Origin of the sequence: Pseudoalteromonas sp. SCSIO_11900, from assembly GCF_000576475.1 — a bacterium.
Classification (GTDB): domain Bacteria; phylum Pseudomonadota; class Gammaproteobacteria; order Enterobacterales; family Alteromonadaceae; genus Pseudoalteromonas; species Pseudoalteromonas tetraodonis.
In genome coordinates this window covers 3,059,360-3,083,318 of record NZ_KK070023.1, presented here as the reverse complement: position 1 = coordinate 3,083,318, position 23,959 = coordinate 3,059,360, and the positions used below count along the sequence as shown (strand labels likewise).

At 40.6% G+C, this 23,959-nt stretch carries 23 protein-coding genes and 3 pseudogenes; 12 read left to right on the top strand and 14 right to left on the bottom strand.

All coding sequences use genetic code 11. The annotated features are described in order from the left end of the window. Nucleotides 1-227: 227 nt before the first annotated feature. Nucleotides 228-425 carry a CsbD family protein gene (locus tag BG00_RS14290; RefSeq protein ID WP_016899392.1) on the bottom strand — a complete coding sequence of 66 codons (198 nt, stop codon included), beginning with the start codon at nt 423-425 and terminating at the stop codon, nt 228-230. Between the two features lie 322 nt (nt 426-747). Beyond that, entirely contained in the window at nt 748-2,265 is a 1,518-nt protein-coding gene (locus BG00_RS14285; RefSeq protein ID WP_036983291.1) for a DUF3360 family protein, read from the bottom strand. A gap of 488 nt (nt 2,266-2,753) precedes the next feature. On the opposite strand from BG00_RS14285, the gene BG00_RS14280 reads away from it, so the two are divergent. The 4 genes and pseudogenes from BG00_RS14280 to BG00_RS17495 all read left to right on the top strand — a co-directional run bounded on the left by BG00_RS14280 (nt 2,754) and on the right by BG00_RS17495 (nt 6,607). Next, nucleotides 2,754-2,978 carry a hypothetical protein gene (locus tag BG00_RS14280; RefSeq protein ID WP_248473347.1) on the top strand — a complete coding sequence of 75 codons (225 nt, stop codon included), beginning with the start codon at nt 2,754-2,756 and terminating at the stop codon, nt 2,976-2,978. Between the two features lie 92 nt (nt 2,979-3,070). Next, a complete protein-coding gene (hrpB, locus tag BG00_RS14275; RefSeq protein WP_036983289.1) occupies nt 3,071-5,497 on the top strand; it encodes an ATP-dependent helicase HrpB in 2,427 nt (808 codons plus the stop codon). Nucleotides 5,498-5,520: 23 nt separating this feature from the next. Continuing rightward, nucleotides 5,521-5,817, top strand: a complete 297-nt coding sequence (locus BG00_RS14270; protein WP_253861405.1) for a heme NO-binding domain-containing protein — start codon at nt 5,521-5,523, stop codon at nt 5,815-5,817. Nucleotides 5,818-5,894: 77 nt separating this feature from the next. Continuing rightward, nucleotides 5,895-6,607 (top strand): annotated as a pseudogene (locus BG00_RS17495) (sensor histidine kinase). On the opposite strand, the gene BG00_RS14260 reads toward BG00_RS17495, so the two are convergent. Then, nucleotides 6,507-6,728: a hypothetical protein gene (locus BG00_RS14260; RefSeq protein ID WP_036983288.1), complete on the bottom strand. Its 222-nt coding sequence runs from the start codon at nt 6,726-6,728 to the stop codon at nt 6,507-6,509. The pseudogene BG00_RS17495 and the gene BG00_RS14260 overlap by 101 nt on opposite strands. Before the next feature lie 191 nt (nt 6,729-6,919). Between BG00_RS14260 and BG00_RS18235 the strand changes: the two are divergent. Beyond that, nucleotides 6,920-7,228: pseudogene (locus BG00_RS18235) on the top strand (DUF1499 domain-containing protein); the annotation flags it as partial. A gap of 163 nt (nt 7,229-7,391) precedes the next feature. Continuing rightward, nucleotides 7,392-8,438 carry an NAD(P)-dependent alcohol dehydrogenase gene (locus BG00_RS14250; RefSeq protein ID WP_036983286.1) on the top strand — a complete coding sequence of 349 codons (1,047 nt, stop codon included), beginning with the start codon at nt 7,392-7,394 and terminating at the stop codon, nt 8,436-8,438. Between the two features lie 54 nt (nt 8,439-8,492). Here the strand turns inward: BG00_RS14250 and BG00_RS14245 are convergent, their stop codons facing one another. Continuing rightward, the gene (locus BG00_RS14245; RefSeq protein WP_036956818.1) at nt 8,493-9,698 is read right to left on the bottom strand and encodes an MFS transporter; all 1,206 of its coding nucleotides are present in this window, start codon (nt 9,696-9,698) and stop codon (nt 8,493-8,495) included. 605 nt (nt 9,699-10,303) lie between these two features. Here BG00_RS14245 and BG00_RS14240 point away from each other — a divergent pair. From BG00_RS14240 to BG00_RS14230, 3 genes are all read left to right on the top strand, one after another. Continuing rightward, complete coding sequence (locus tag BG00_RS14240) at nt 10,304-10,726, top strand: hypothetical protein (protein ID WP_028835426.1); 423 nt, start codon at nt 10,304-10,306, stop codon at nt 10,724-10,726. Beyond that, a complete protein-coding gene (locus tag BG00_RS14235) occupies nt 10,723-10,920 on the top strand; it encodes a helix-turn-helix transcriptional regulator (RefSeq protein ID WP_013464415.1) in 198 nt (65 codons plus the stop codon). Before BG00_RS14240 ends, BG00_RS14235 begins: the two co-directional genes overlap by 4 nt. Nucleotides 10,921-11,008: 88 nt before the next feature. Beyond that, complete coding sequence (locus tag BG00_RS14230; protein ID WP_036983284.1) at nt 11,009-13,135, top strand: TonB-dependent receptor plug domain-containing protein; 2,127 nt, start codon at nt 11,009-11,011, stop codon at nt 13,133-13,135. A gap of 106 nt (nt 13,136-13,241) precedes the next feature. Here the strand turns inward: BG00_RS14230 and BG00_RS14225 are convergent, their stop codons facing one another. Together BG00_RS14225 and BG00_RS14220 are read right to left on the bottom strand one after the other, a co-directional pair. Then, a complete protein-coding gene (locus tag BG00_RS14225) occupies nt 13,242-14,585 on the bottom strand; it encodes a Fic family protein (RefSeq protein ID WP_036983282.1) in 1,344 nt (447 codons plus the stop codon). A gap of 223 nt (nt 14,586-14,808) precedes the next feature. Next, nucleotides 14,809-15,687, bottom strand: a complete 879-nt coding sequence (locus BG00_RS14220; protein ID WP_036983281.1) for a LysR family transcriptional regulator — start codon at nt 15,685-15,687, stop codon at nt 14,809-14,811. A gap of 108 nt (nt 15,688-15,795) precedes the next feature. On the opposite strand from BG00_RS14220, the gene BG00_RS14215 reads away from it, so the two are divergent. Beyond that, nucleotides 15,796-16,776 (top strand): TDT family transporter, encoded by a 981-nt coding sequence (locus BG00_RS14215; RefSeq protein WP_036983280.1) that lies wholly within the window; start codon nt 15,796-15,798, stop codon nt 16,774-16,776. Between the two features lie 3 nt (nt 16,777-16,779). Here BG00_RS14215 and BG00_RS14210 read toward each other — a convergent pair whose 3' ends face one another. Then, a complete protein-coding gene (locus BG00_RS14210; RefSeq protein ID WP_036983278.1) occupies nt 16,780-16,962 on the bottom strand; it encodes a DUF2986 domain-containing protein in 183 nt (60 codons plus the stop codon). A 161-nt stretch (nt 16,963-17,123) separates the two neighbouring features. On the opposite strand from BG00_RS14210, the gene BG00_RS14205 reads away from it, so the two are divergent. Beyond that, a complete protein-coding gene (locus BG00_RS14205; RefSeq protein WP_036983515.1) occupies nt 17,124-18,611 on the top strand; it encodes a dipeptidase in 1,488 nt (495 codons plus the stop codon). A gap of 70 nt (nt 18,612-18,681) precedes the next feature. Here BG00_RS14205 and BG00_RS14200 read toward each other — a convergent pair. The 7 genes and pseudogenes from BG00_RS14200 to BG00_RS14185 all read right to left on the bottom strand — a co-directional run bounded on the left by BG00_RS14200 (nt 18,682) and on the right by BG00_RS14185 (nt 23,245). Continuing rightward, a pseudogene (locus BG00_RS14200) lies at nt 18,682-19,442 on the bottom strand (EAL domain-containing protein). A 254-nt stretch (nt 19,443-19,696) separates the two neighbouring features. Further along, nucleotides 19,697-20,125 carry an OsmC family protein gene (locus BG00_RS14195; RefSeq protein WP_013464424.1) on the bottom strand — a complete coding sequence of 143 codons (429 nt, stop codon included), beginning with the start codon at nt 20,123-20,125 and terminating at the stop codon, nt 19,697-19,699. Between the two features lie 192 nt (nt 20,126-20,317). Then, nucleotides 20,318-20,479 (bottom strand): hypothetical protein, encoded by a 162-nt coding sequence (locus BG00_RS18230; protein WP_253861404.1) that lies wholly within the window; start codon nt 20,477-20,479, stop codon nt 20,318-20,320. Between the two features lie 39 nt (nt 20,480-20,518). Then, nucleotides 20,519-20,803, bottom strand: a complete 285-nt coding sequence (locus BG00_RS18225; protein WP_253861403.1) for a Rossmann-fold NAD(P)-binding domain-containing protein — start codon at nt 20,801-20,803, stop codon at nt 20,519-20,521. A 27-nt stretch (nt 20,804-20,830) separates the two neighbouring features. Next, entirely contained in the window at nt 20,831-21,292 is a 462-nt protein-coding gene (locus BG00_RS18220; protein WP_253861402.1) for a Rossmann-fold NAD(P)-binding domain-containing protein, read from the bottom strand. Nucleotides 21,293-21,578: 286 nt separating this feature from the next. Beyond that, on the bottom strand, nt 21,579-21,713 hold the full coding sequence (locus tag BG00_RS17490; RefSeq protein WP_010391223.1) for a DUF2256 domain-containing protein: 135 nt from the start codon (nt 21,711-21,713) through the stop codon (nt 21,579-21,581). Between the two features lie 2 nt (nt 21,714-21,715). Continuing rightward, on the bottom strand, nt 21,716-23,245 hold the full coding sequence (locus BG00_RS14185) for a cryptochrome/deoxyribodipyrimidine photo-lyase family protein (protein ID WP_036983277.1): 1,530 nt from the start codon (nt 23,243-23,245) through the stop codon (nt 21,716-21,718). A 101-nt stretch (nt 23,246-23,346) separates the two neighbouring features. Between BG00_RS14185 and BG00_RS14180 the strand changes: the two genes are divergently transcribed. Beyond that, nucleotides 23,347-23,955: a flavin reductase family protein gene (locus tag BG00_RS14180; protein ID WP_036983276.1), complete on the top strand. Its 609-nt coding sequence runs from the start codon at nt 23,347-23,349 to the stop codon at nt 23,953-23,955. The last annotated feature ends 4 nt before the right edge of the window (nt 23,956-23,959 follow it).

Below are 23,959 nucleotides of genomic sequence, written 5' to 3'. Positions count from 1 at the left end.
GCACACAAAACCTTTTCCACCCAGTCTTTTGAACAATAGTGCGGACTTAATTTACTCGCTGTAGATGGCGTTAGTTTTTGAACTCATGATAATCAAGATAACAGAAGGTGATAAGAAAGAAGCCGAATAAGTACCCTATATAAGAAAATGCCAGTCAGTTCTTAACTGACTGGCATTAGCCAATTGGCGGTTTTTATTAGCAAGTAAAGCTGTTAACACGCTTTATTTTAATGACCTTTCTCAAAGTCATTTACTTCGCGCTCGGCTTCCTCTTTCGATTTACCGTATTTTTGCTGAATTTTACCAATAAGCTCGGTACGGCTACCTTCAATTTTATCTAAATCATCGTTGGTAAGATCGCCCCATTTTTGTTGCGCTTTACCTTTAAGTTCTTTCCAGTTTCCTTCGATACGATCGCTATTCATAATTAGCTCCTTATTAAGAGTGATGATTTTTCATTTTAAAAGCGTTACTAATAAAATGATTTTAACGTTCACTTATAAAGGTGCAAAGCCTATACCAGAAAGTGAAATATTAAGTTTTAATTATATATCAATCGGTTATGCTTTTTGGTGCGTAAAGTTTTTTAGCTGGTGGCGATTTTTATAAAAATTCTGCAGGGTGGCTTGTAATTATTTCAGGGACTGTCACTTCAGGGGGGGTTATTGCAGGGACACTGTGCTGGTTTTTTATAAGTACAATAAAAAAGCGAGCTATTAAAGCTCGCTTTGCTGTTTAATAAAGGAATTAATGTCTAAAGCTTGGCATTAGCGCAGGAATGCCTGGTAGCATACCTACCAGTGCCATTACACCGGTTAATAATACAAACATTATAAGTGGGATGACCCAGCGACTCATTCGCGATAAATCAGCACTTCTTTCTTTACAGCCAATAAGGCCCAAGTTATCAAGTAGCATAGTTAGTGACCAACCAAATGCAGGGTTTACTAGGCTTGAGGCAAACACCACAATGGCAGCTGATTGCGTGGTTTTACCTTCACGGGTCATTTCCATACCCGCTTCAAGTAGTGGAATAAACACCCCTACAATTAAGGCAACACACAATACTGGCTGCCAAATAGCTAAGTCCATTGGATAGCCCCAAACACCCGCGATAATACAAAATAACGCAGTTAAAATTGCGCCTGCAGGAATAGGGCGTTTTGCAATAGCAGCAGGAACAATGTAAGTGCCCCAAGATGACGCAAAGTTAGCACCGCCTAAAAGCGAGCCAAAGGTTTGTCTTGTTGATGCACTAAGCATGGTATCGTCGATATTCATTTGTACTTTTTCAGTACGCTCTGGGTAACTAATTTTTTGAAATACTTGATGGCCTAAAAAGTCAGGCGACCACATAGCAACCGCTAAAACTGCAAAAGGAAGTACAACTACAAAGCTTTCAGCGGTTGGTAAACCAAGCATCCAACCAGTGTTTTCCCCCCACCAGTACATAGGGTTCATGTTTGGTAAGCCCGGTGCGGTATGAAACTCAAACGGTGCGCCCAATGCAAAAGCAGTAAAACCACCAATTAAACAGCTCAGTGGCACGGCTAACCAGCGTTTTTTGTAATGCTCCAACAAAGCATAAAGTAAAATTGTGGCTAAGATTACGATAAAGGCAATATGGGTCATTTGAATTTCTTCAGCCCATGCAAACAGCTTTTTAACTTGTGAGATGGTACCCACAAAGCCTAAATAGAGGAGTAGGCCACCACAAACCCCTTTACTGGTGAGCTTGGCCATGAGGCTGCCGCCTTTACTAAATGCTAATATCAATCCAAAGACACCTATGAGTAAACCAAAGGCCATAGGGTGTCCGCCTGCGGCAACTACAATAGGAATTAATGGAATGAGTGGGCCATGAGTACCCGCTAAGTTAGCGGTCGGTAAAATAAAGCCCGAAAATAGTAAAATAAATAGCGAAACAATTAAAAGTTCGTAGCGTACGTTTTCAAGTACAAAGCCATCACTTAAACCCAAAGGGCCTGCAAACGTAGCAGCAATGGCTGCAACCATGACTATTTTACCTATAGTAGCGGCCATCGCTGGAATGGTGTCTTCAAATTCAAAGCGATAATCTCTAAATGGTAAATTTGGACGCCAGCGTTTTGGCTGCATAATTTGCAGCTCGTGCTCTAGGTAAGCGTCGCGGCTTTCAAACTCAGAGCTGGGCTTATGAAGATTTTCATAGCTATCGGACACGGTTTGAGTATCCGCTCTTGGTATAGCATCAGATGAATTATCATCTAGCGGCTTGGTGGTCATGACTTCTCCTGCAACTTAGTTGCTAACTCAAAATAAAAATACAGCTTTTACAAAGCAAATGAACATTGAGTGCGCAGGGTAAAACAGCTTGCTACAGATTGTAATTAGGCAAAAGGTCGTGCATAGCCCAGTTTAACGCTTTGTAAGTGTTAACAAAAATAGCAAAGGGATGTGTTGTAAATGGCTTGTTAAATCTAAAAGGTATTTAAATTCAATGTCTTATGTTTTTGTTTTTACAGTGTGCTCTTGCCATGCATAATAGCAAAAAGGTCATAAAATCAGCAGATTCAGCAGCAATCATTCTTTAGTCTAATAAAGGTGGCGTTAGCCACTATTTGCTTATTATAAATACAATTAGCCGCAAAGTTGCACAAAAGCTAACAATACTAAGCTTTAACGGAACGACTATTTTTGGACTCAAGATAGGGTTTTGAAAGGTAATAATAGGAGTAAAGTAAAAATATAGCGCAAAGTGACTAAATAAGAAAATGAGCTCGGCGATAAGCTTACAAAATTTATCAGGGATGAAACGCATTTTATTTGGTTTGTCAGCGCAGCAACAAGCGCGGATTAATGATTCACAGCAAGATGAATTACGTCAACAGCAAGCTTGTTTTAAGCAAATGAGCTTTACCAAAGGCATAGAAGGAATAGTGAGTAATAGGCATCGTGCTGATCAAAATAAGCGCAGTAGCAAGAGGCTAAAACGTTAGACGAAATGATCAGCCAAGCGCATAGTCGTACTCTGCATAAATAACTGCTAATTTTTGCTACAATGGCGGCAAAGTAATTTAGGGTAAATAGCGTGCTGCCTGTTCAAGAAATATATACTTCACTCATTGATGCTTTAAAAGCCAACCCAATCACCTTACTGCAAGCGCCGCCTGGTGCTGGTAAATCAACGTGGTTGCCATTACAGCTTATGCGCGATGGGCATTATAAACACATAGTGATGTTGGAGCCTCGACGCTTAGCTGCACGTAATATTGCCAATTACCTAGCCCAATGCCAAAACGAAACGCTGGGGCAAAGTGTCGGTTTACGGGTCCGAGGTGAGAGTAAAGTAAGTGCGAACACGCGCCTTGAAATAGTCACCGAAGGTATGCTGACACGCATGTTACAAAATGACCCTGAGCTCAGTGATGTTGATTTACTGATTTTTGATGAGTTTCATGAGCGTTCCATCGCAGCAGATACCGCGCTGGCTTTTGCTTTAGAATCGCAAGCGGCACTGCGTGAAGATTTAACCATTATGCTGATGTCGGCCACCCTTGATAGCGAACGCTACACTGGGTTTTTTAATTGCCCAGTAATTGAGTCAAGCGGGCGAAGTTACCCCATTGACGAAATATATTGCCCAATAAAAGATGAAAGCCGCTGGCTTGATGCCATCCCCGCTATTATAAAACAAGCACTCAATGAGCAAACCGGCAGTGCGCTGGTATTTTTACCCGGTCAACGAGAAATACTGCGCGTGCAACAAGCATTGAGCGACTTACCTAGTAACTGCCTAGTCGCCACTTTATTTGGTGAGCAAGATAAAGCCAATCAACAAGCTGCAATAGCACCTGCGCCTCAAGGGATGCGAAAAGTAGTACTGACCACCAATGTTGCCGAAACCAGCTTAACCATTGAAGGTATTCGAATTGTGATTGATAGCGGCAAGCGCCGTGCAGCCAGCTTTAATTTAAAAACCGGTGTAACTGAGCTGACGACTCAAAGTATATCTCGTTCATCGGCAGTACAACGCGCAGGGCGTGCAGGACGAATAGAACCAGGGGTTGTGTATCGTTTAGGTTCAAAACAAACTTTTGAGCGACGAAACAGCCACGATAACCCTGATATTTTGACCTCAGATATTAGCCAACTGATGCTTGAGGCAAAGCAATGGGGCGCAAGCATTAGTGAACTCACCTTACTTGACCCGCCGAGTGAGCAACAATGCAACCAAGCTACCAATTTATTATCTATGCTTGAAGCGATAGATAGCCACGGTAAGCTCACCGCACTGGGGAGTAAAATGTTGGGCTTTGGTGCCGATATTCGCCTAGCGCACATGTTATTAAAAGCGCAAATGCTAGAACCACAGTTAAGCGGAATTTATCGTTTAGCTATTTATTTAGTCGCCTTACTAGAAAGCCGAGTTAGCACTGCCAATGAGCTCAACCTAGCACTGCATAGTCAACAGCAGCGTCCGCATCCTGTGTTTAAGCAACAATTAAATTATTGGTTAAAACGCTTAAAATTTACCGACAGCAAAACAGACTTAAACACCGATCATTTAAGCTTATTAGTTTCGCTTGGCTATCCAGATCGCATCGCTAAAAAACGCGGCAATGGATACTTATTAGCAAATGGCGCAGGGGCCGAGCTAAACCCTGACTACTGGCATAATGACGAATATATAGTTATTGCCAGTATGGGCGGACACAAAGGCGAGCGTATTTTTTCTGCCACGGCGCTAAATCCATTAGCGCTTAAAGAGCATTTACCGCATTTATTCACTGAGTTGACCCGCTGCGAGTTTGATGAAAAAGCTGCTCGGTTTATTCATCAAGATGAAGTAAAACTTGGAGAAATCACCCTTAGCAGCCAACCAAGTAAACATAAGCTTGATAAAACAGAGCGTGCCAAGGCATGGCTTAGTGTGTTTGCCAAACAGGGCTTTTCACTGTTTAACGAGCAAAAAGAAAGTGAGCAGTTACTTATTAGAATGTGCCTAGCCAGCAAATTGATGCCAGAACAATTTCCTGTTATTAATCAGCAGCAGCTCATTGAAACAGCAGGTGATTGGTTAGGGGTATACCTTGAAGATATTAAAACCCTTGAGCAACTTAAAAAGTTTAATTATTTTGAGGCACTACAAAACTGTTTTAATTGGCAACAGCAAAGCGAGCTAAAATCTTTACTCCCACTGCGACTAATAGTACCAAGTGGCTCTAACATAAAAATTGAATACCAACTTGATGGTCCCGCCAAGCTTAGTGTGCGCATGCAAGAAGTATATGGTTTAACCAGTACACCTATGCTAGCTAATGGTAAATTAGCATTGCTAATAGAGTTGTTATCGCCAGGCAAGCGTTCACTACAGTTAACCCAAGACTTAGCACATTTTTGGAATAGTAGTTACCGCGAGGTACAAAAAGAGATGAAAGGGCGCTACCCCAAACATTTTTGGCCAGACGATCCTGCCAATAGCGTTGCCACTAATAGAGTAAAAAGCAGAATGTGATCACGCTTTGTTAATTTTACTTAGTGTTAAATGTTGACCATGCAAATGATGTAGCAATTGCACTTTCTATGTTTATGCCAGAGGTATTGAAGGCCTTTGGAGAGTATTTATTTTCTCACTTAAAGGCACGTCATCCAAGCATTGTTGCTAACTTTAATTGTTTAACTGATCTCATTATTGGTATTGATAAAGTAATTCATGTTGAAGTAGCTAAGCTTTTTCATAAGCCTAATTTACCTGAAATTGACGCCCAAATTATTGAAGACGGGTTTGTGCGCCGAAGGGCTTATTTTTGGTGCTGCGGCTCATTATGGGGTTGATGCTAAACTTAATCATGGCCAGTGTATGCATGATGGGTTTGATTCGTGTTTAATTGAAATAAAATATGAGACTCCCCATGGCTGAAGACGACTACAATTATAAAAAAGCGTACCTGCGCGAAAAATCAGCCAGAGATCAATTAGAAACCCTACTAGAAGACAAAACACGGGCATTGTTTATTGTTAATTAAGAGCTAAAAGAAAAGCTTGAAACGGTCAACAACCAACAAATAACCTTAATGCAAAGTGAAAAAATGGCCACGCTAGGGACACTCTCAGCTGGGATGGCCCACGAAATAAATAACCCGTTAGCTTACATAACCAGTAATGTAGAAAGTATAAAATTTATAAAGCCCGTCCTGGTTTCGTTAATAACGGCGGCTCAACAACTATTTCATCTATGAAACAAGTGTTTGTAAACTTATTAATTAATGCCAAACACGCCTGCGACGATTTGCGCGATCAGCAAGGAAAAATAAGAGTTAAGCTGTTTGCCAATGAAAATAATATTTACATTGAAGTGGCAGATAACGGCTGTGGAATGGACGCTGATACACTTAAACAAATGTTCGATCCCTTCTTTACCACTAAACCCGTAGGCCAAGGCACAGGTATAAGAATGGCCATTGTTTACAATGTAGGCATGGCTACAAAGTGTGTTGTGGCTATTGAGCGTAGGTATAAGTATTTTAACTCGATACTTCTTGTCCGCCGTGTTGCTCGGCTAAATCATCAAGTCCGGCAACGGTATAATCAAACCCGCTTTCGTCGTATTCGTAGCTTACTTTAACGCTGTCGCCGCCATTAAAAAGGCGTGTTTTTACGGTATTGACTGGCCAATCTTTTAATTCGTGTAAAAAGCGGTTTGCCACTTGCGATGACTCAAACCGGTAGCTAATCTCTGTTTTCATAAATAATAATACCCTGATAATTTTACCCCCGTAGTTTGTTGATTTTTACCAAGGAGTCAAGTTATCTACTTTAAAAGGGCAATAAATTATGACTTTATAGATACTTATCGGTCATAGTAATCTAAATTGGAGTGTTAACAGTATAAAGCTGTTTAAAAAACAATAACCATATAACAATAATGGAGTAGGCAATGAAACATTTAGTGACCTTAGTTGGGCTTATCGCTTTTTTTAATGGTGGTACTACCGGGACCCCTTTATAAATTTAATGTGGTTGAGCTAGGTACTGCCTTTGCCGGTTTTAGATTAGGCGTTTATCTAGGTGGGGCAGCATTAGTTTTATTATTAGTTCAAGTGCTATTCATGCTTAAAACAGTGAGCCTAACCAGTGCGTGAACACGGTTTTTTTTGCAGCTGTTGCGATTGCAATGCCGATTAACATGATGAATACAGCAAAAAGTGTTCCGCCAATTCATGATATTTCTACCGATTTAATTAATTAAAACACTGATTGAAGAGTTAAATGCTGTTGTTGTGGAATAATTGAATACTAATAAATAGCCCTTGCGTTTTGCAGGGCTATTTGCAGTTGCACATGATCAGCTTATGTTCATAGCTGACAATGCATACTGTGGATGATTTTTAATAAACTATGGAGTTATTATGAAAACAGTCGGATATGCAGCAAAAAGTCAAGGTTCTTTGCTTACAGAGTTTTCTTTTGAGCGCCGCGATTTACGAAATAACGATGTAGCAATAGAAATTTTATATTGTGGTGTGTGCCATTCAGACTTACATGCAGTGCGTAACGACTGGGGGGGTAGTAATTACCCATTAGTTCCTGGGCACGAAATTGTAGGTAAAGTAATATCAGTCGGTAGCGATGTTAAAAAGTACAAACAAGGCGATACCGTTGCCGTAGGGTGTATGGTTGACTCGTGTCAAAGCTGTGACCAATGTGATAATCACCAAGAGCAATTTTGTCGTGAAGGCATGGTCGGTACTTACAGCGGGACCGATAGAGTTAACGGCGAAATGACTCAAGGTGGTTACTCTAAACACGTTGTAGTGCGCGAAGAGTTTGTATTATCAGTGCCTGAAAACTTAGAATTATCGCGCGTGGCGCCGTTACTTTGCGCCGGTATTACTACTTATTCACCGTTACATAAATGGGGTGTAAAAACAGGTAGCCGTGTTGCAGTGGTAGGCCTTGGTGGATTAGGTCATATGGCGGTTAAAAATGCAGTAGCAATGGGTGCAACCGTTACTGTTATTGGTCGTACTGAGTCTAAAAAAGAAGATGCAATTAAGCTCGGCGCACAGCATTATTTAGTATCAAACAATGATGATGAAATGAAAAATGCGCAGTCAGCGTTTGATGTCATTATTGATACTGTGCCTGTAAAGCATGACTTATCAATTTACACACCGCTACTTGATATTGATGGTACCTTGGTTATTGTTGGCCAAGTAGGCCCAGTAGATGAGCTAAACACAGTTCCTCTTTTAATGGGGCGTCGTCGTGTAGCCGGTTCGTTAATTGGCGGCATTGCAGAAACACAGCAAATGCTTGATTTTTGTGGTGAACACAACGTACTGCCAGAGTGTGAAATGATCAACATAGACGAAATTAACACCGCTTATGAGCGTATGGAACGCTCTGATGTGCGATACCGTTTTGTTATTGATATGTCATCTATTAGCGTTTAATACGCTAAAGAGTAAAATTTAAAAAGAGCCGCTTAGCGGCTCTTTTTGTTTTTATTAACAAGGCTGTGCCTGTTTAGTTTTGTTGCCGCTAATTTGTATGTAACTAAGCAGCCACATTAACAGCCCACCTAAAAATAAAGCCGCAGCAACATAGCCTGTTTGATTTGGCGCTGCCCCTTTTGCAATAGCAATGCCGCCAACCCAAGGGCCAATAGCATTTGCAATATTAAACGCACACTGCACTAATGCCCCAATCATGGCGTGGCCGTCAGGTGATACATCCATTAATAGCGTTTGCACTAAGGTTGATAGCCCTAAGCTGCAGCCAATAAAAAATATAACCGCATACAGCAGATAAATATTATAGCTGGCACTGACATATGCAAATGCAAAAACAATAGTAGAGGCAAGCGTAAATCCGGTGGTTTTTATCGCTGATTTATCGGCAGCTTTACCTAGTACGTAATTACCGAGCGTAGAGCCAATACCAAACATCACCATAGCAATTGAAATTGTATAGGGCGCGCTCTGAGTGACCTCTAAGATCGTATCGGCCACATAGGTATAAATACAAAATACGCCACCAAAGCCAATAATAACAATCCCTAATATTGACCAAACCAGTTTGTTTTTTAGCACCCCTAATTCGTTGAGTATATTAGAGGTATGGGTGTTTTTAACATTAGGCACCACGTTATACACAAAAATAAAGGCAATAAACGCCAACACCCCAGCCGCAGCGAGGCAATAACGCCAACTAAGATTTTGCCCAACCAATGTCACCACCGGCACACCAACGATAGTGGCTATGGTTAAGCCCATAAACACTTTTGACATAAAGCTAGCGCGTTTTCCTTGCGGTGCTATATCAGAGGCCAGTAATAACGCGGCACCAAAATAAGCGCCATGGGGAAGGCCACTTAAAAACCTAAACAGCACCAGTTGTTCTAACGAGGTCGCTAATGCACTTAAACTGTTTGAAATACACATTAAGCTTAAAAATAATAATAGCGCTCGTCGTTTTCGCATATTTGCCGTTGCCAACATTAAAATGGGTGCGCCAACCACCACCCCAAGAGCATAAGCACTAATAGCATAACCACTTTGTGACGGGGTACTGCCAAAAGCCTCACTAATTAATGGCAACATAGGCATCATAGAAAATTCAGATAACCCCAAAATAAAAGTACCCAACGCCAGCACAATTAAAATAGCGGTTCTATTGGGCTGACCCGACGGCGATGTAGTATCAACGGCCATATAAATCCTTGAAGATAATAAATAAAATTTAGGGTCTGTTGACCTTTGCGGATTAAAATTTGTTCAAACTAGGGGCGGTTTAATCGCGGCGCGAGGTTTGTAACCTAGTGGGCTAAGTAAAAACCGAGCAACAAAGAGTAAATCGCCCCTAGGCAGAACCCGAAGGGCAGCGCCTGTTTGGCATTGATGCTGCGTTATCGCCTATTTATGGGGAATAACCACACCACATAGACTCCGCCTTGCCTAAATACCAAACAGACTGCTGCAAATTTAACCTTGAAAGGTCAACAGACCCAATAACAAACTAAACGCCAGTGCGCTTAAAAATAAAGCACACACGCTTATTTAGTTGAATGTGGAAATGAGGAGTAAAGAGGCGTGCATTTTAAATTAAAAGCTCTCTTTCGTCATGGACTAAACCATAATTTAAGATGAATAAAATTTAACTTAAGCCAACCAAAGGATGGTTAAGTAAGTTCAGCAAAGTCTTAACGCAATCAAAAATAAGCAGTGTTAAATTTAAAATGTAATGTTAACTTGACTTTTTGTAATGCATGAATGATATTTGTAAAGTAAACATTACTTTTAAAAACAGGATAAAGGCAATGAAAGCAGAATTAAATTTAAAACAACGCCAAATTAAAAATACCAGTTACCTAGCTAAATGGACCTTAATATGGCTTTTTACTTTAGCTATTTGCAGCTTTGGCCCCACTTTAATCTGGGATCGTTCAGCGCTAATTAGTGGCTTTTTTATTATTATAAATTTGGCTGCTGGCGTAGGGATGATTTTAGCCAACAAGCGCTATTTGCAAGGCATGGATGAATTAATGCAAAAAATACATCTCAGTGCCATGGGGTTTACCTTAGGTGCAGTGTTAGTAGGCGGGCTGGCATACACCAATTTACAATTGAGTGGTTTAATTGATTTTAAAGCGCAAATACCCGACTTAATGTTTTTAATGGGGGCGGTGTATTTAATTAGTGTGTATGTGCTTAATAAACACTATTGCGCAGGTGATGAATGAAAAATAGATTAAAAGTGTTAAGAGCCGAGCATAATTTCACTCAAGCAAAGTTGGCCGAGCTGTTGGATGTATCGCGCCAAACGATTAATGCCATTGAAAAGGGCAAGTTCGATCCCAGCTTGCCACTGGCTTTTAAGGCCGCAAGGTTGTTTAAACTTAAAATAGAAGACATTTTTGATGACGAACAGGGTTAAAAATTAACAAAGTGCGACAATATGTCGCGCTTTTTAACTTGCCGCAGCACGTATAATTTACCCACAAAATTTTTGTGGTAAATCAATAATGACTGATAAAAAAAATCCTTTAACCTCCTATTTATTATCGCCTTTGGCACTTGTTATAAGTGGCGTATTATCGCCTGTTGCCTTTGCAGATGACGCCTCAATTGAAATTATTGAAGTACACGGTCAAGCACAAAACAAACACCTATCGTTAGGTTCATCTGAATCGTTATTAACTGATTTAGGTGTGGACTTTTCAGCCGCCGGTGGCATGGCTAACTTACCTGTTTTAAATGGTTTAATGGGTGATAGAGTGGCGGTACTGGTTGATGGTGCGCAAATCACCGCCGCCTGTGCCAATCAAATGAACCCGCCACTGTCGTATATTTCAGCCAATCAAATTAGTAGCTACAAAGTGGTTGCGGGTATTTCTCCGGTAAGCGCGGGAGGCGATAATATTGCAGGGGTGATCGCGGTTAATTCTATTTCGCCTCAGTACAGTGAAAGCAAGCAACTTGGCTGGCACTCTGGCTACGTATCAGCCCAATACAATACACTAGATAACGGCAAAAAGGTCGGCGCGGGCATGCGCATTGCCAGCGACGTATTCAGTTTTAATTATCAAGGTGCGTTTAGCGATGCTAACAGTTATGAAGATGGTAACGGTGATTTAGTGCTCGACACCCTATACCGCGCGCAAAACCATAGTTTAAGTGCTGCCATGCGCGATGATAAGCAACAATTAGTTGTTAAGCTAAGCCATCAAAAAATACCCTATCAAGGCTTTGCTAACCAATATATGGATATGACAGATAACACCAGCTATGGCGCTGTTGCCCAGTATAAGCGTGCTTTTACAAACAGTGAGCTTGAAGCGCAGTTAAATTGGCATAGCGTAAAGCATGAAATGGGCTTTTTCAGCGCAGAAAAAACCGGAAAAATGCCAATGAAAACCGACGCCGAAGATATAAGCACTCAGTTAAAATGGCGATTAGCGCTTGATAACAACAGCCAGTTATTACTCGCCCAAGAGTACCATTATATGAATATTGATGATTGGTGGCCTGCGGTTGAAGGCTCAATGATGATGGGGCCAAATGACTACAACAATATTAATAACGGCCGGCGTCAGCGTATTGCCCTGCTTGCTGAATATGAAAGCCAACTAAATACTCGCTGGTGGTTAAATGCAGGCGTTCGATTTGAAAATGTAATAACCAATACCGACGATGTACAAGCATACAACGCAGGTATGGCCGCTATGAGTGCGATGGCCATGGCGATGCCAAGCGATGCAATGGCCGCTAAAGAGTTTAATGATCAGAATAAAAAACAAACAGACAACCTAGTCGATGCAAACGTGCTGATTAACTATCAACTAAGCAATAATGACGAGTTACAAATTGGTTTAGCTCGTAAAAATCGCGCACCTAATTTATACGAACGTTACAGTTGGGGGATGGGCAATATGGCCACCACCATGATAGGTTGGTACGGCGATGGTAATGGCTATATTGGTAACATTGCTCTTAAACCTGAAACCGCGCACACGCTAAGTACCACTTACACCACTATGGCAAAAGACGATAGCTGGCGTATCAGTGCCAATGCGTGGGTGAGCGATGTAAATGATTATATTGATGCCAACAGAGTAAGAAGCTTTAACCGCACAGTGCTTGCTGCCAATACTCGTAATGTACTTATGTTTAATAACCTAGATGCCACGCTTTATGGCGTAAAGCTAGATGCGGTTACTACTCTGCACGAGTCTAAGCAGTATGGTAGTTGGTCGTTAAAAGCTAACATTACCAACACCCGTGGTAAGCGCGACGATACCAATCAGCCGCTTTATCAAATTAAGCCGCTGCAAACCCAATTTGCTATTAACCAGCAAATTGGCCGCTTTGAAAACGCACTCACGTGGCAGTGGGTCGATAGTAAAACCCGCATAGATAACAACCGCCTAGAAAACCAAACCGAGCAGTATCATTTACTAAACCTAAGCTCTAAAGCCAGTTGGGATGCATTGACCGTGAGTGTTGATATTACCAACCTGCTTGATGAGTATTATGAATTACCACTGGGCGGCGTAAGTATTGCTGAGTTTAAACAAGATTCAACGCAAGGATTCAATCAATTAGCAGGGCAGGGTCGCTCTATAAATTTAGCTATGAGTTACGCGTTTTAAAGTGAGAAAGTAAGTTAGTATCAGCCGTCAGATCCGATTTTAGGTTAATCGAGTCTGACGGTTTAAGTTGAGAAAGTTACTTTTTTATTATGGCGGCTATTAATAATTAATTTACTTTCAATCTATTCATTAAGTCTGATGGAGCAAAGTACAAAATAGTTCTACCGTCTTTTGTGGGTAAAAGCAGTTTCAAATCTACTAATTTATTTAAATATCCTCTCGAAGTATTTTCAGATATACCGTAAGAATTTGCAGTTTCTTTAACTGTAAAAATTCTCCCAGGCTCTTTTGTACCTTTTTTGACAAGATCCTTTTGCACAAAGTTTAATATATTACTGAACTTTGAATTTTCTAAAATTTGAAGTACTTCATTAAATTCTTCGGTTTTAGATTTAAGATATTCTTGTAGTTCTTCAAAAGCATCTAAAATTACATCAAGTTGAAAATCGATAAAATATGTCAAATCGTTTTGATCTCTTTCTGTATACATGTAAGAAAGGCCGTAGCCTTTAGGGTCGTCTTTAAGTAATTTACTGATTGATATATACCTGAAAAGCTCATATTCATTTTTAAGCATAAACCAGTAAAATAGTGCTCTCGCAGTCCTCCCATTCCCATCTCTAAAAGGGTGCTCATAACCGATCATAAAATGAAGGATAATTGCTTTGATTACTGGGGGAATAAACTCACCACCATTCATTCCAGAGTGGTCTTCATTTGCAAAATCACAAACACATTGAAGTCGTTCAGAGATTTTCTCAAAGCTAGGTGGTTGATGAGCAATTTCTCCTCTATCATCTTCCACATATATATCATTATCCTCTCTAAATTCACCAGGGATAACATTATTTTCCGTAGTTAAATTAGTGGCCTTTTGGTGGAATTCTAGAATTAGATCTAAGGTTAAATCAGCTTTAGCTTTTTTCTCGGCAAGCTTCAAAAGAAAGAAGTTATTGAGAATCATTCTTTCATCTTCATCTACAGGCTCTCTTTCATCCTCCAGCATTTTTTTTGCTACTTCTCTTGTAGTCGAGGCACCTTCAAGTTGGGCACTTGTTATAGCTTCTTCCATAATTAGAGAAGAGACCAAAAACTTACGTTGAATTTTATCTGATGCGGCTTTATCAGCTACAGCACCAACACTACCACCAGCAATTTTAATAATCTTATGAAGCTTTGCTTCCATTGAATGCGGTGTGCAGTATGAAAATAAATTATCTTTATCACATCTTAGTGGTATGTACTTCATTTGCATTGTTCTTTTGAACTTTATAGCAGACCAAATATCTTTTGCTTCAGCTTGAGGGACTCTCCATTTTAATAGACTCCAATGTAAATAATGTCCTTTTTCATCTGTAGCGTCATATTTGTTAATGTATTTGCCTATTTTTTCGTAGTCTACATTCGAAAGTTCAAATTTGGGTGCTCTTTCAACACTTGGTTTAGCCATGTTAACTCAAATATTTTTTTTTGCGTTTTGTTTGTTCAATAATGACACTTAAAACGGAAAAGTCAATTTATCCTTTTTGAAGTTAAGGAGGTGAAAAAAGATAAATGTAGCCTTTATTTGGAAGGCACTATCCGATGATTTCAATCCCCAATATTAGTAGACTTTCTCCCAGAAAGTGGTATTTGATTTAAGATAAAAACTATAACACACGCAAAAGAGTAGATTAATTGTGAACGCAAAAATCAATAAACTGCGTTAACAGCGGATTTTTGTATTTATCTTTATGCATCACTAACCAAAACTGTCTTTGCATGGGGTGGTTTAAGTTAAGCTGCGTAACGCGGCCATCGTTTAAAGCGTACTGTGCCGCGAGTGACGATAAACACCCCAGCCCTAACCCTTCTGCAACGCTGTTGATCAATGCCTCTGTGGTATTGAGTTCAAAACTTTGGCTCCAATTATCGATATGCGTAGCAAGGTTTTGTAAAAAGAATGAGCGTGAACCAGAGCCAGCTTCCCTTAATACCCATTGACTGTTTGCTAAGTCATTAAAACTAAGCTGTGGTTTTTTAGCTAAAGGATGGGATAGCGGTGCAATAATACACATAGTGTCTTGGCTAAACACGGTTGAGATTAAGTCGCTTTGCTGGGCGTGGCCTTCTATTAATGCAATGTCGAGTTCAAAGTCGCGCAGTTTTTGACAAATAAGCTCAGAATTTGAAATAAAAACCTGCTGAGAATAATGCTGCTGTTGTTGGCGAAACCCACTGAGTATTGAGGGCAAAACATGATTGCCAATGGTATCGCTAGCACCTATTTTTAACGTGCCACTGGCTTTTGCGTGGGACGAAAAAAGCGTATTAATATCATTTGCTCTGTGCAGTAATTCATCGGCCAAGGGCAGTAACTTTTGCCCTTCTTGATTTAAAATTAAGCGATGATTTACTCGGTCAAACAGTGGGTGGCCTAATTGTTTTTCAAGCTCGCTAAGCGCCATACTCACCGCCGCTTTAGATAGAAACAATGATTCAGACGCTGCTGTAAGGGTGCTGTGCTGGGTTATGCCTACAAATACTTTAAGTTGCTTAAGTGAAATATTCATTATGCTGTGTTTAATTTTCCTGAACGTGTGTTCTATATAATTAGATTTAACTTAACAAAATGCAAGCGTAAACTTCTCTGTAAGTTACAACCACAGGGTGGAATAGAGATGTTTAAACATATAAAAACAAAAGTATCAGGTGCACCAACACCAATGGGTGGTTTGGCATTAGGTATTGCCAGCCTAGGTTGGGCTTGGGAGAGTATGGCTAACCTAAATGGCGTAGCACAATATACCGGTGCCGCTATTGCGAGCGTATTATTGCTATTGTTAACACTTAAGTTTTTATTACATCCTCAACTGCTTAAAGCCGATTTAGCCCACCCAGTTGTGGGAAGTGTGGTGCCTACTTTTGCTATGGCTACCTTAGTGGTGTCTAATTCTTTAGGGCAGTTTTACTCCCTTGCGGGAGATGTGCTTTGGGTAGGTGCATTTTTATTGCATGTAGTGTTTTTAATCAGCTTTATTGCTCATCGCATGATTGAATTTAAAATTGAGCATATGGTGCCAAGCTGGTTTGTACCGCCGGTTGGGATCATTGTTGCCGATGTCGCGTTTTCAGGGAATCCGGCACTGCTGTTTTTAGCGCAAGGGGCGCTTTATTTTGGCATGCTGATGTATGCAGTTATGTTGCCTATGATGATTTACCGGATCATTTTTGCAGCGCACATTCCTGATGCTGCACAGCCTACCTTGGCTATTTTAGCTGCGCCAGCAAGTTTATCGCTAGCTGGTTACTTTACAGTGAACAGCGAGCCGTCACCGGTTATTATTGGCTTGTTATTTGGAATTGCAGTATTGATGACCTTTATAATTTATGTCGCATTTTTTAAATTATTGCGCCGTCCATTTTGCCCAGGTTACGCTGCGTTTACTTTCCCTGTGGTCATTGGTGCTACCGCGTTATTTAAACTTGCCGCATGGATGCATACAGTGGGAATTGATTTGCAGTTTATTAAGCAAATACAGTATTTAGCAACGTTTGAATTGATTGTGGCCAGTGGGGTAGTTTGCTATGTGGCGGTTCGTTATTTGGCTCATTTTAAGTTTTTTAACACTCAATTTAAGCCTCTCACCCTATCACAATAACGATTAAACGCTTGTTTGCACTACCTCGTTAGCCCCGTGCTCAATTGCTTGTTCGGCATCTTGCTCAGCAAGCTTGGCGCGCTCTGCTTTTGAAATATAAGCCGGTTTGTTGCTTTTATGCAGCTTGGCATTAGCACGCTTATCTTTGTTATTAAACTTTGTAATGATCTTTTTTCTGCGATTCATGATTAACCCCGTAATTTTAAGGTGCGCATTATACAGGCATCTTTAGTAAAGCTGTTAGATAAATATAGTGGCGGTTTTACGCTCTGTCGCAAAGCGTTGTTTGTTATTACACAAGGGCGTTATAATTATGGTTCTTAGTCGTTAATAAAATGGGATTTGTTTTGAAAAAGTTAGCTTTAGCTAGTATTGCTTTATTGGCCTTTAATACTCATGCACAATTAAATAAAATTAATGACAGCGTGGCTGATTACGCTGTAAATACCTACCAAAGTGCGCAAGTACATACACTAACAAATTTGGTATCTTTTCCAACGGTCAATAAAAGTGATGTTAGCGCACCACAAAATCCCGACTTTATTGGCTTTAAAGCGTTACTAAAAATGAAAGCGGCTGAGCTTGGTTTTGATTATCAAGATTTAGGTTACACCGTACTTATTAGTATGGGGCAACAAACTGAAAAGGTAACCATAGTAACCCATGGCGATGTGCAACCCGCTAATGCCAGCAAATGGAAACAAAGCCCATTTATTATTGACACCTCAGAGCCGGATAAATTAATTGGCCGTGGTACCGAAGACGACAAAGGCGCTATTGCGACTGCAATGTACGCCATGAAGGCGATAAAAGATAAAGGCATAGCGCTTGATAACCGTATTGAATTAATGATTTACCTAGCGGAGGAGTCTGACTGGGGGCCGTTAACTGAGTTTATGAAAACTTATCAGCAACCAAAGTATGCGGTAACCATCGATGCCTCTTACCCTGTAGTGGTTGCTGAAAAAGGCTGGAGCTTAATTGCGCCAACATTTGATGCAACATCACCACAAACCGGTGTGTATGTCAGTGATGTAACCGGCGGCGCATTTGCCAGTCAAATCCCTGAAGATGCCAGCCTATTACTACATAACGCCAACGAAACATTAATTAATCAATTAAAAGCAAAAGCTAACACACTTAAGCAAGTTGAATTTAATTTTACAGAGCAAAATAACGCGCTGGCCATAAGTGTTAAAGGCATGTCGGCTCACTCATCTGAACCGGAATCAGGCGTTAACGCCATTGCTTATTTAGCTGAAATATTTAAAGGCGTTGAGCTTGAAAACAACAGTGATGGCCAGCTCATTGATTTTGTTAATCAGCTTATTGGTTTAGATATTTACGGTAAACAGTTTGGCGAAATAGCTTATGAACATGACTTTATGGGGCCAATGAGCGTAGCGCCTACGGTTATTGAACGTGAGGGTAATGCGCTTACTTTAGCGGTCAATGCTCGCCGTCCGGTTGGTAAAGATGAGACGTTACTTAAACAACAAATTGATACTGCGCTTGCTAATTGGCAAACGGCTAATCAGGTTACGTTAGCTAACATTAAAACCACCATTGGTACGCCCATGCTTTTAGATAGCGCACCCCATGCGCAAAAGCTACTTGATATTTTTAAGCATTATACGGGTGATAAAAACGCTGATTTTGTTTCAATAGGGGGCGGTACAAATGCCAAGCTATTTGATAATGCCGTGTCGTTTGGCCCATCTATGCCGGGCAAACGCTACACCGGACACTCAGAACATGAGTTTATTACCCTTGAGCAATTAGCACTTAATTTACGTATGTACACCGCAATGATGATAGAGCTGGGGAATATGTAATTTTGGATATATAACCTATATCTAATACGAAAAAACCGCCGTAACGGCGGTTTTTTATAGCAACGGTGTGCTATTGAAAATCAATTTCTGGCAAGCATTCAAACCCAGGTTTTGCAAATAAGTAACCTTGCATTAGCTCAATACCTGCGTGTTTTAACCACTGATATTCTTCAACGGTTTCAATGCCTTCAGCCAGAGCTGTAACATTTAGCGCGCTAAACATGTTTAAACAGTGGGTAACGATTGCCTGGCGGTTTTTATCTTTGTCGATATCTCTGATCAGCGCCATATCAAGCTTGATAATATCAGTTTGAAAATCGGCTAATAAGTTTAATCCAGAATAGCCTGAACCAAAGTCATCGGTGGCTGTTTTAAAGCCTAATTCTTGGTAATAACTCACAACACGTTTAACATGTGCGCTGTCTTCTATTTTTTCGACTTCTGTAAATTCAAACATAATATTTGTTGTAGGGAAGTTATACTTTTTAGCGGCTTCTAGGGTGGTACGAATACAACGCTCTGGCTTGTAGATAGCGTTTGGTAAAAAGTTAATACTGAGTATCGAATCTACATCTAGCTTTGATGCAAGTGCAATCGCTTTAATTCTGCATAACTGATCAAACGTATAGCGGTTAGTATCGTTAACACGAGAAATAATAGAGTAGGCCGATTCATTATTTAAACCACGGACAAGTGCTTCATATCCAAAATAGTATTATTTTGACAATTTACAATAGGCTGAAATGCCATGGTAAAGTCAAAATCTAGTTCATTCGAATCAGCGCAATTGCTACAAGATACTTTTTCGCAATTTAGTGATTTATCATTCATTCATCGTACCCTTTGTTTTAACCCACAAAATAAGGTGTGGTTAAGCCTGCCCTTAATCCTAACAAAGTATTGATATTTTACATAATCTATTTAACTGTTTTGTTTACCTTTTTTTAACTCACCGCGATTAAACAGTGCCTTTATTTCTATGATTAATGAAAAAGTAGCAATAAGGTTATGGCTTTTTTACATGCGTATAACCTTACTTTTCATGAGCTTTAAGCGCTTTGCGCCTAGCTTAATACACTCGGTATTTACTTAAGTGTGGCGTTAAGCGAAATCTCAGTATTTAATAATTTTGAGATAGGGCAGCCTTTTTTGGTTTGTTCGCACAATGCTTGAAATTGCTCATTTGAAATATCTGCAATGGTTGCATTTACTTCAAGGGCAATGTGCGTCACGGCAAAGCCATCATCCACTTCGTCTAAACTAACCACTGCTTCGGTGTTTATGTTCTCAGCGGTAAAGCCCGCTTCACCAAGTGCCAGCGATAAAGCCATACCAAAACAGGCACTATGTGCTGCACCCACTAATTCCTCAGGGTTTGATCCTGGCTTATCTTCAAAGCGGGTATTAAACCCATACGGCTGGTTATCTAATGCGCCACTTTGCGTTGAGATATAACCTTTCCCTTTTTTAATATCACCAGACCATGTTGAACTTGCAGATTTTTTAATCGTCATTATGTTCTCCTTGTTGAGGGTGTAGGCTTTTTAGATTAATTAGTCATACCGTGTAGTGTTTGCAATACGTTGTAAACACTACACGGTAAAACTGCTAAAAAGCGTTATTTACATAGATAGTTGCAAAATAGAAGCCAAATAATTGAATAAACAAGGTTCACGTTATGTTTGGGATTATTTATTATCCCGAATTTAGGTTATGTCAGCTATTTGCAGGTGATAAGGCGGGGCGCTTTCACGGTTTTGAAACGCTAAAATAGCGTTGTTTTTAATTATTCCGTGTTCAATATTGATAGCGCGGCGAATGGTTTCGTCTTTTTGCCATTGCTCTGGGCCGGCTAAAACAGTTGGCAAGTATACAATGAGCGCGGCAGAAATAGAGCGCGTTGCACTTTACCATAAGTAGCTAGGGGTATGATCAACCGCGTAATAATCCGTGGTTTTATAGCTAAACATTGGGTGTTTAAATGTTGTTGGCTTTGCAAAAAAGAATCCCATTCCTTCATCACAGCTTACATCTATTATAAGGCTATTGGGTTTTAAGCAATCGGCTTCAGATTCAATCACAAAATTGACGGGGTTTGCGGTTTCTTGGTAGGTGCCATTAACAATAATGTCAGCTTCGCTAATAAGCTCAGTAAGCGGGCGCTGCGACCCATCGTGCTCAACCACTATCATACGAGCTTCGCCTTCAATGCCTTTTAGTTACAGTGCATGTAACACCGCACAATAACCTGCCATTTCATTGTTTTTATAAAAAGTATGACGGCCCACATTTCCCTGTGGTGACCATACAAACATGTCTTCAAAGGCAATAAGAGTGAGCTTTCTATCAAGGGCAGCTTGGGTAATTGCTTGTTGTTGTACGCAATGTACATAGCCCCAAATTGTGCCGCCTTCTTTAAGTTCTTGTAAATCAGCAAGCACTGGTTTGGCAATAATGACGGTGCCTAATTGGGTTAAAATATCACTGCGGGTGGCAATGCCGCCTGTTAGTGCTGCAATTTCTTCGTCGCTCATATTAAATGCCGCGCCATAACCTTGCTCAAAAATCATTTTTTCTCTGAGTTTTTCAGGTATACGCATTAAATGCGCAGGATGAATAGGGTAGCGTCTTTCATCTGTTTTACGTGATGTTCCAATTACGCCAATAGTTAATTCACTCATGCTATATCCTTGATTAAAGTATGCTGAGTTTATAAACGAATAATGCTACATCGCTAACAAACAAAGAGGGGTTTTACAGGCAAGCTCACGCCATGGCTGTAAAAATAAGGTTTGGTAAAGGGGGTTCTTTTAATTAGCTGTGCTAGGTGTAATGAATGTTGAGCAGGCAGAGGGTAGAGTGTTAACTTGCATTGAATAACAAGTTGAAACGTTAACCACTATAACAGCTATGTAAGATATAAACTGAGATTAAAGCGAATATGCGTGTATTGGTTTTTATAAGCGGCTATTTGCTGCGTTTGCACCGCTCTGAGCAATAAATAACGTTATCCCAATCTCGTTGCCACTTTTTACGCCACGCAAACGGCTTATTGCATACTGGGCAAATTTTTTGCGGTAAGTTAAGTTTTTTGTGCGCCATAATTAGGTGTTCTCTTTATTGCTGTTACTGCGAGTTTTGCGTTTTACGCGGGTAACCTTTTGAGTCGGAGTCACGTGTTTTTTAAGAATTTTACCTATGGCGCGTTTTACATCGGGCCGCTCTCGGTATTGCCATAGCCGTTCGCGGGCTTCTTTTGAGGCGGTGGTTAAATCAAGCATCGGCTCAGGGTAGTCTTCACCTAGTTTAAAGTCGTTAAATAGCGCTTCCATGGGCGTTTGCTCCCAAGGTTGATGTAAATATTCAATGGGGAGCTTTTCAAGTTCAGGGCACCATTTTTTTATAAACGCACCGGTTGGGTCTTGATCTTCCGATTGCTTAATTGGGTTGTAATGACGAATGGTATTAATACCGGTGACAGAGGCTTGCATTTGAATTTGTGGGTAATGAATTCCCGGTTCAAAGTCTAAAAAGTAATTAGCCAACGGAAAACTTGCCTGTTGCCAGCTAATGTTTAAATGATGCGTTACAAAGCTAACCAGCATAGCGCGCATTCTAAAGTTAATATAACCGGTGGCTTTTAAACAGCGCATGCAGGCATCAATAATAGGAATACCGGTTTGCCCTTGTGCCCAGCGTTCAATATCGCTGGCAACCTGGGCGTCATCACGATACGGAAATGCATGATACCCTGGATTTAGCGCCTTAAATTCCATGGTACACTCGCTTTCAAACTTTTGCATAAAATGGCAATGCCAATGCAAGCGCGATACAAACGCGGCAAGCGGGCGCTTCCACCCTTTTTTATCAGCAGAAGTGCTATGGTATGCATCAATCGCCATTTGGTACACTTGCCTCAAGCTGATATTTCCCCACGCTAAATAGGGCGATAACCTAGAGCAATGCGCACGGCTTAAGCTTGGGCTGGATATTCCTTTTTGATAATCTTTACCGCGTTCAGCAAAAAAGCTTTGCATTACCTCACGGGCAAGTCGAGGGCCCCCTTGCTGAAAATGTTCATTATCTTGCGTGTAGGCGCTCGGCAGTATAGGTGTTTGATAATCAGTAAGGGTAAGTGGTTTTATTTGCTTCCAATTAGGTATAGCAATAGGTGCTTGCATGGTTTGTTGCCAGCGCTCGTTCCAATTACTGCGATTTCTTTTGCCACGTATCACAGCCCCCGTTGGCGACTCTAACCAGTTAATGTGATGGTGTTGGCACCAGGCTTTAATTGCTATGTCACGCTCAAAGGTATTGTTTAGCCCTATTTCTTGGTGGCTAAAGAGGTTTGTGATTTCAAACTGCGAGTGAAGCGATTCAAGCAGGGTTTGCATATCTTCATTAAATATATACACGCGGCTGTTAAAGCGAGCCAACTGAGTGTTTAAGTCGCAAATAGATTGATATACAAAGCGCCAATGCCGCTCGTTGTAATGCGCATCATTAAGCAGTAAAGGTTCGAAATTATAAACTAAAAGGGTAGGCAGGCCGTTACTAAACGCATTTTTTAAAGGCTGATGATCGCTTAGGCGTAAGTCACGTTTAAACCAGACTATGTTTATTTTTATGCGCATGGATTCAATGTATTATTTAAAAATGCTATGAAGTAATTATTTACTTGTACGCAGCGTAGCGATTTTCCGATTTAGTTTTTTAAGATTAAAAGTGAGAAACCATGTTTTTAGATTTAACCGATAATAGCAACCACTCTGTTTATAGCTACTTAGTAGGCGGTATAAGCCCAAGACCGATTGCGTGGGTAAGCACGTTAAGTGAGAAGGGGGTTGCTAATATTGCGCCTTATTCGTTTTTTACTGTTGCTAGTTGTAACCCGCCGGTTTTAAGCGTCACGCAAGTAAACCCTCGCGATAATGCAAATAAAGATACGTTAAATAATTTACTCGCTACCAAAGAGTGCGTGGTTAATATTGTTAGCCATTCGCTTGTTGATCAAATGAACCAAAGCTGCGCTAACTATCCACGTGACGTGAGTGAATTTGATGCTGCAAATATACAGCGTACCCCCAGCCAATTAGTCAGTGTACCAAGTGTTGCGGCGTCAAAAGCACGCTACGAATGTAAGTTGCGAGAGGTGATTACTATTTCAGATGAGCCAAGCGGTGGGCAAATGATGCTGTTAGATGTAGTGGGTATTTTTCTCGACGACACCGTTTTAGTGAACGGGTATATTGATCCAACGCGTTTGGATGCGGTGGGTAAAATGGGCGGCGATTATTTTAGTACCACGAAAGACAAATTTGCACTAAAGCGCCCACAGTTATAAAGCA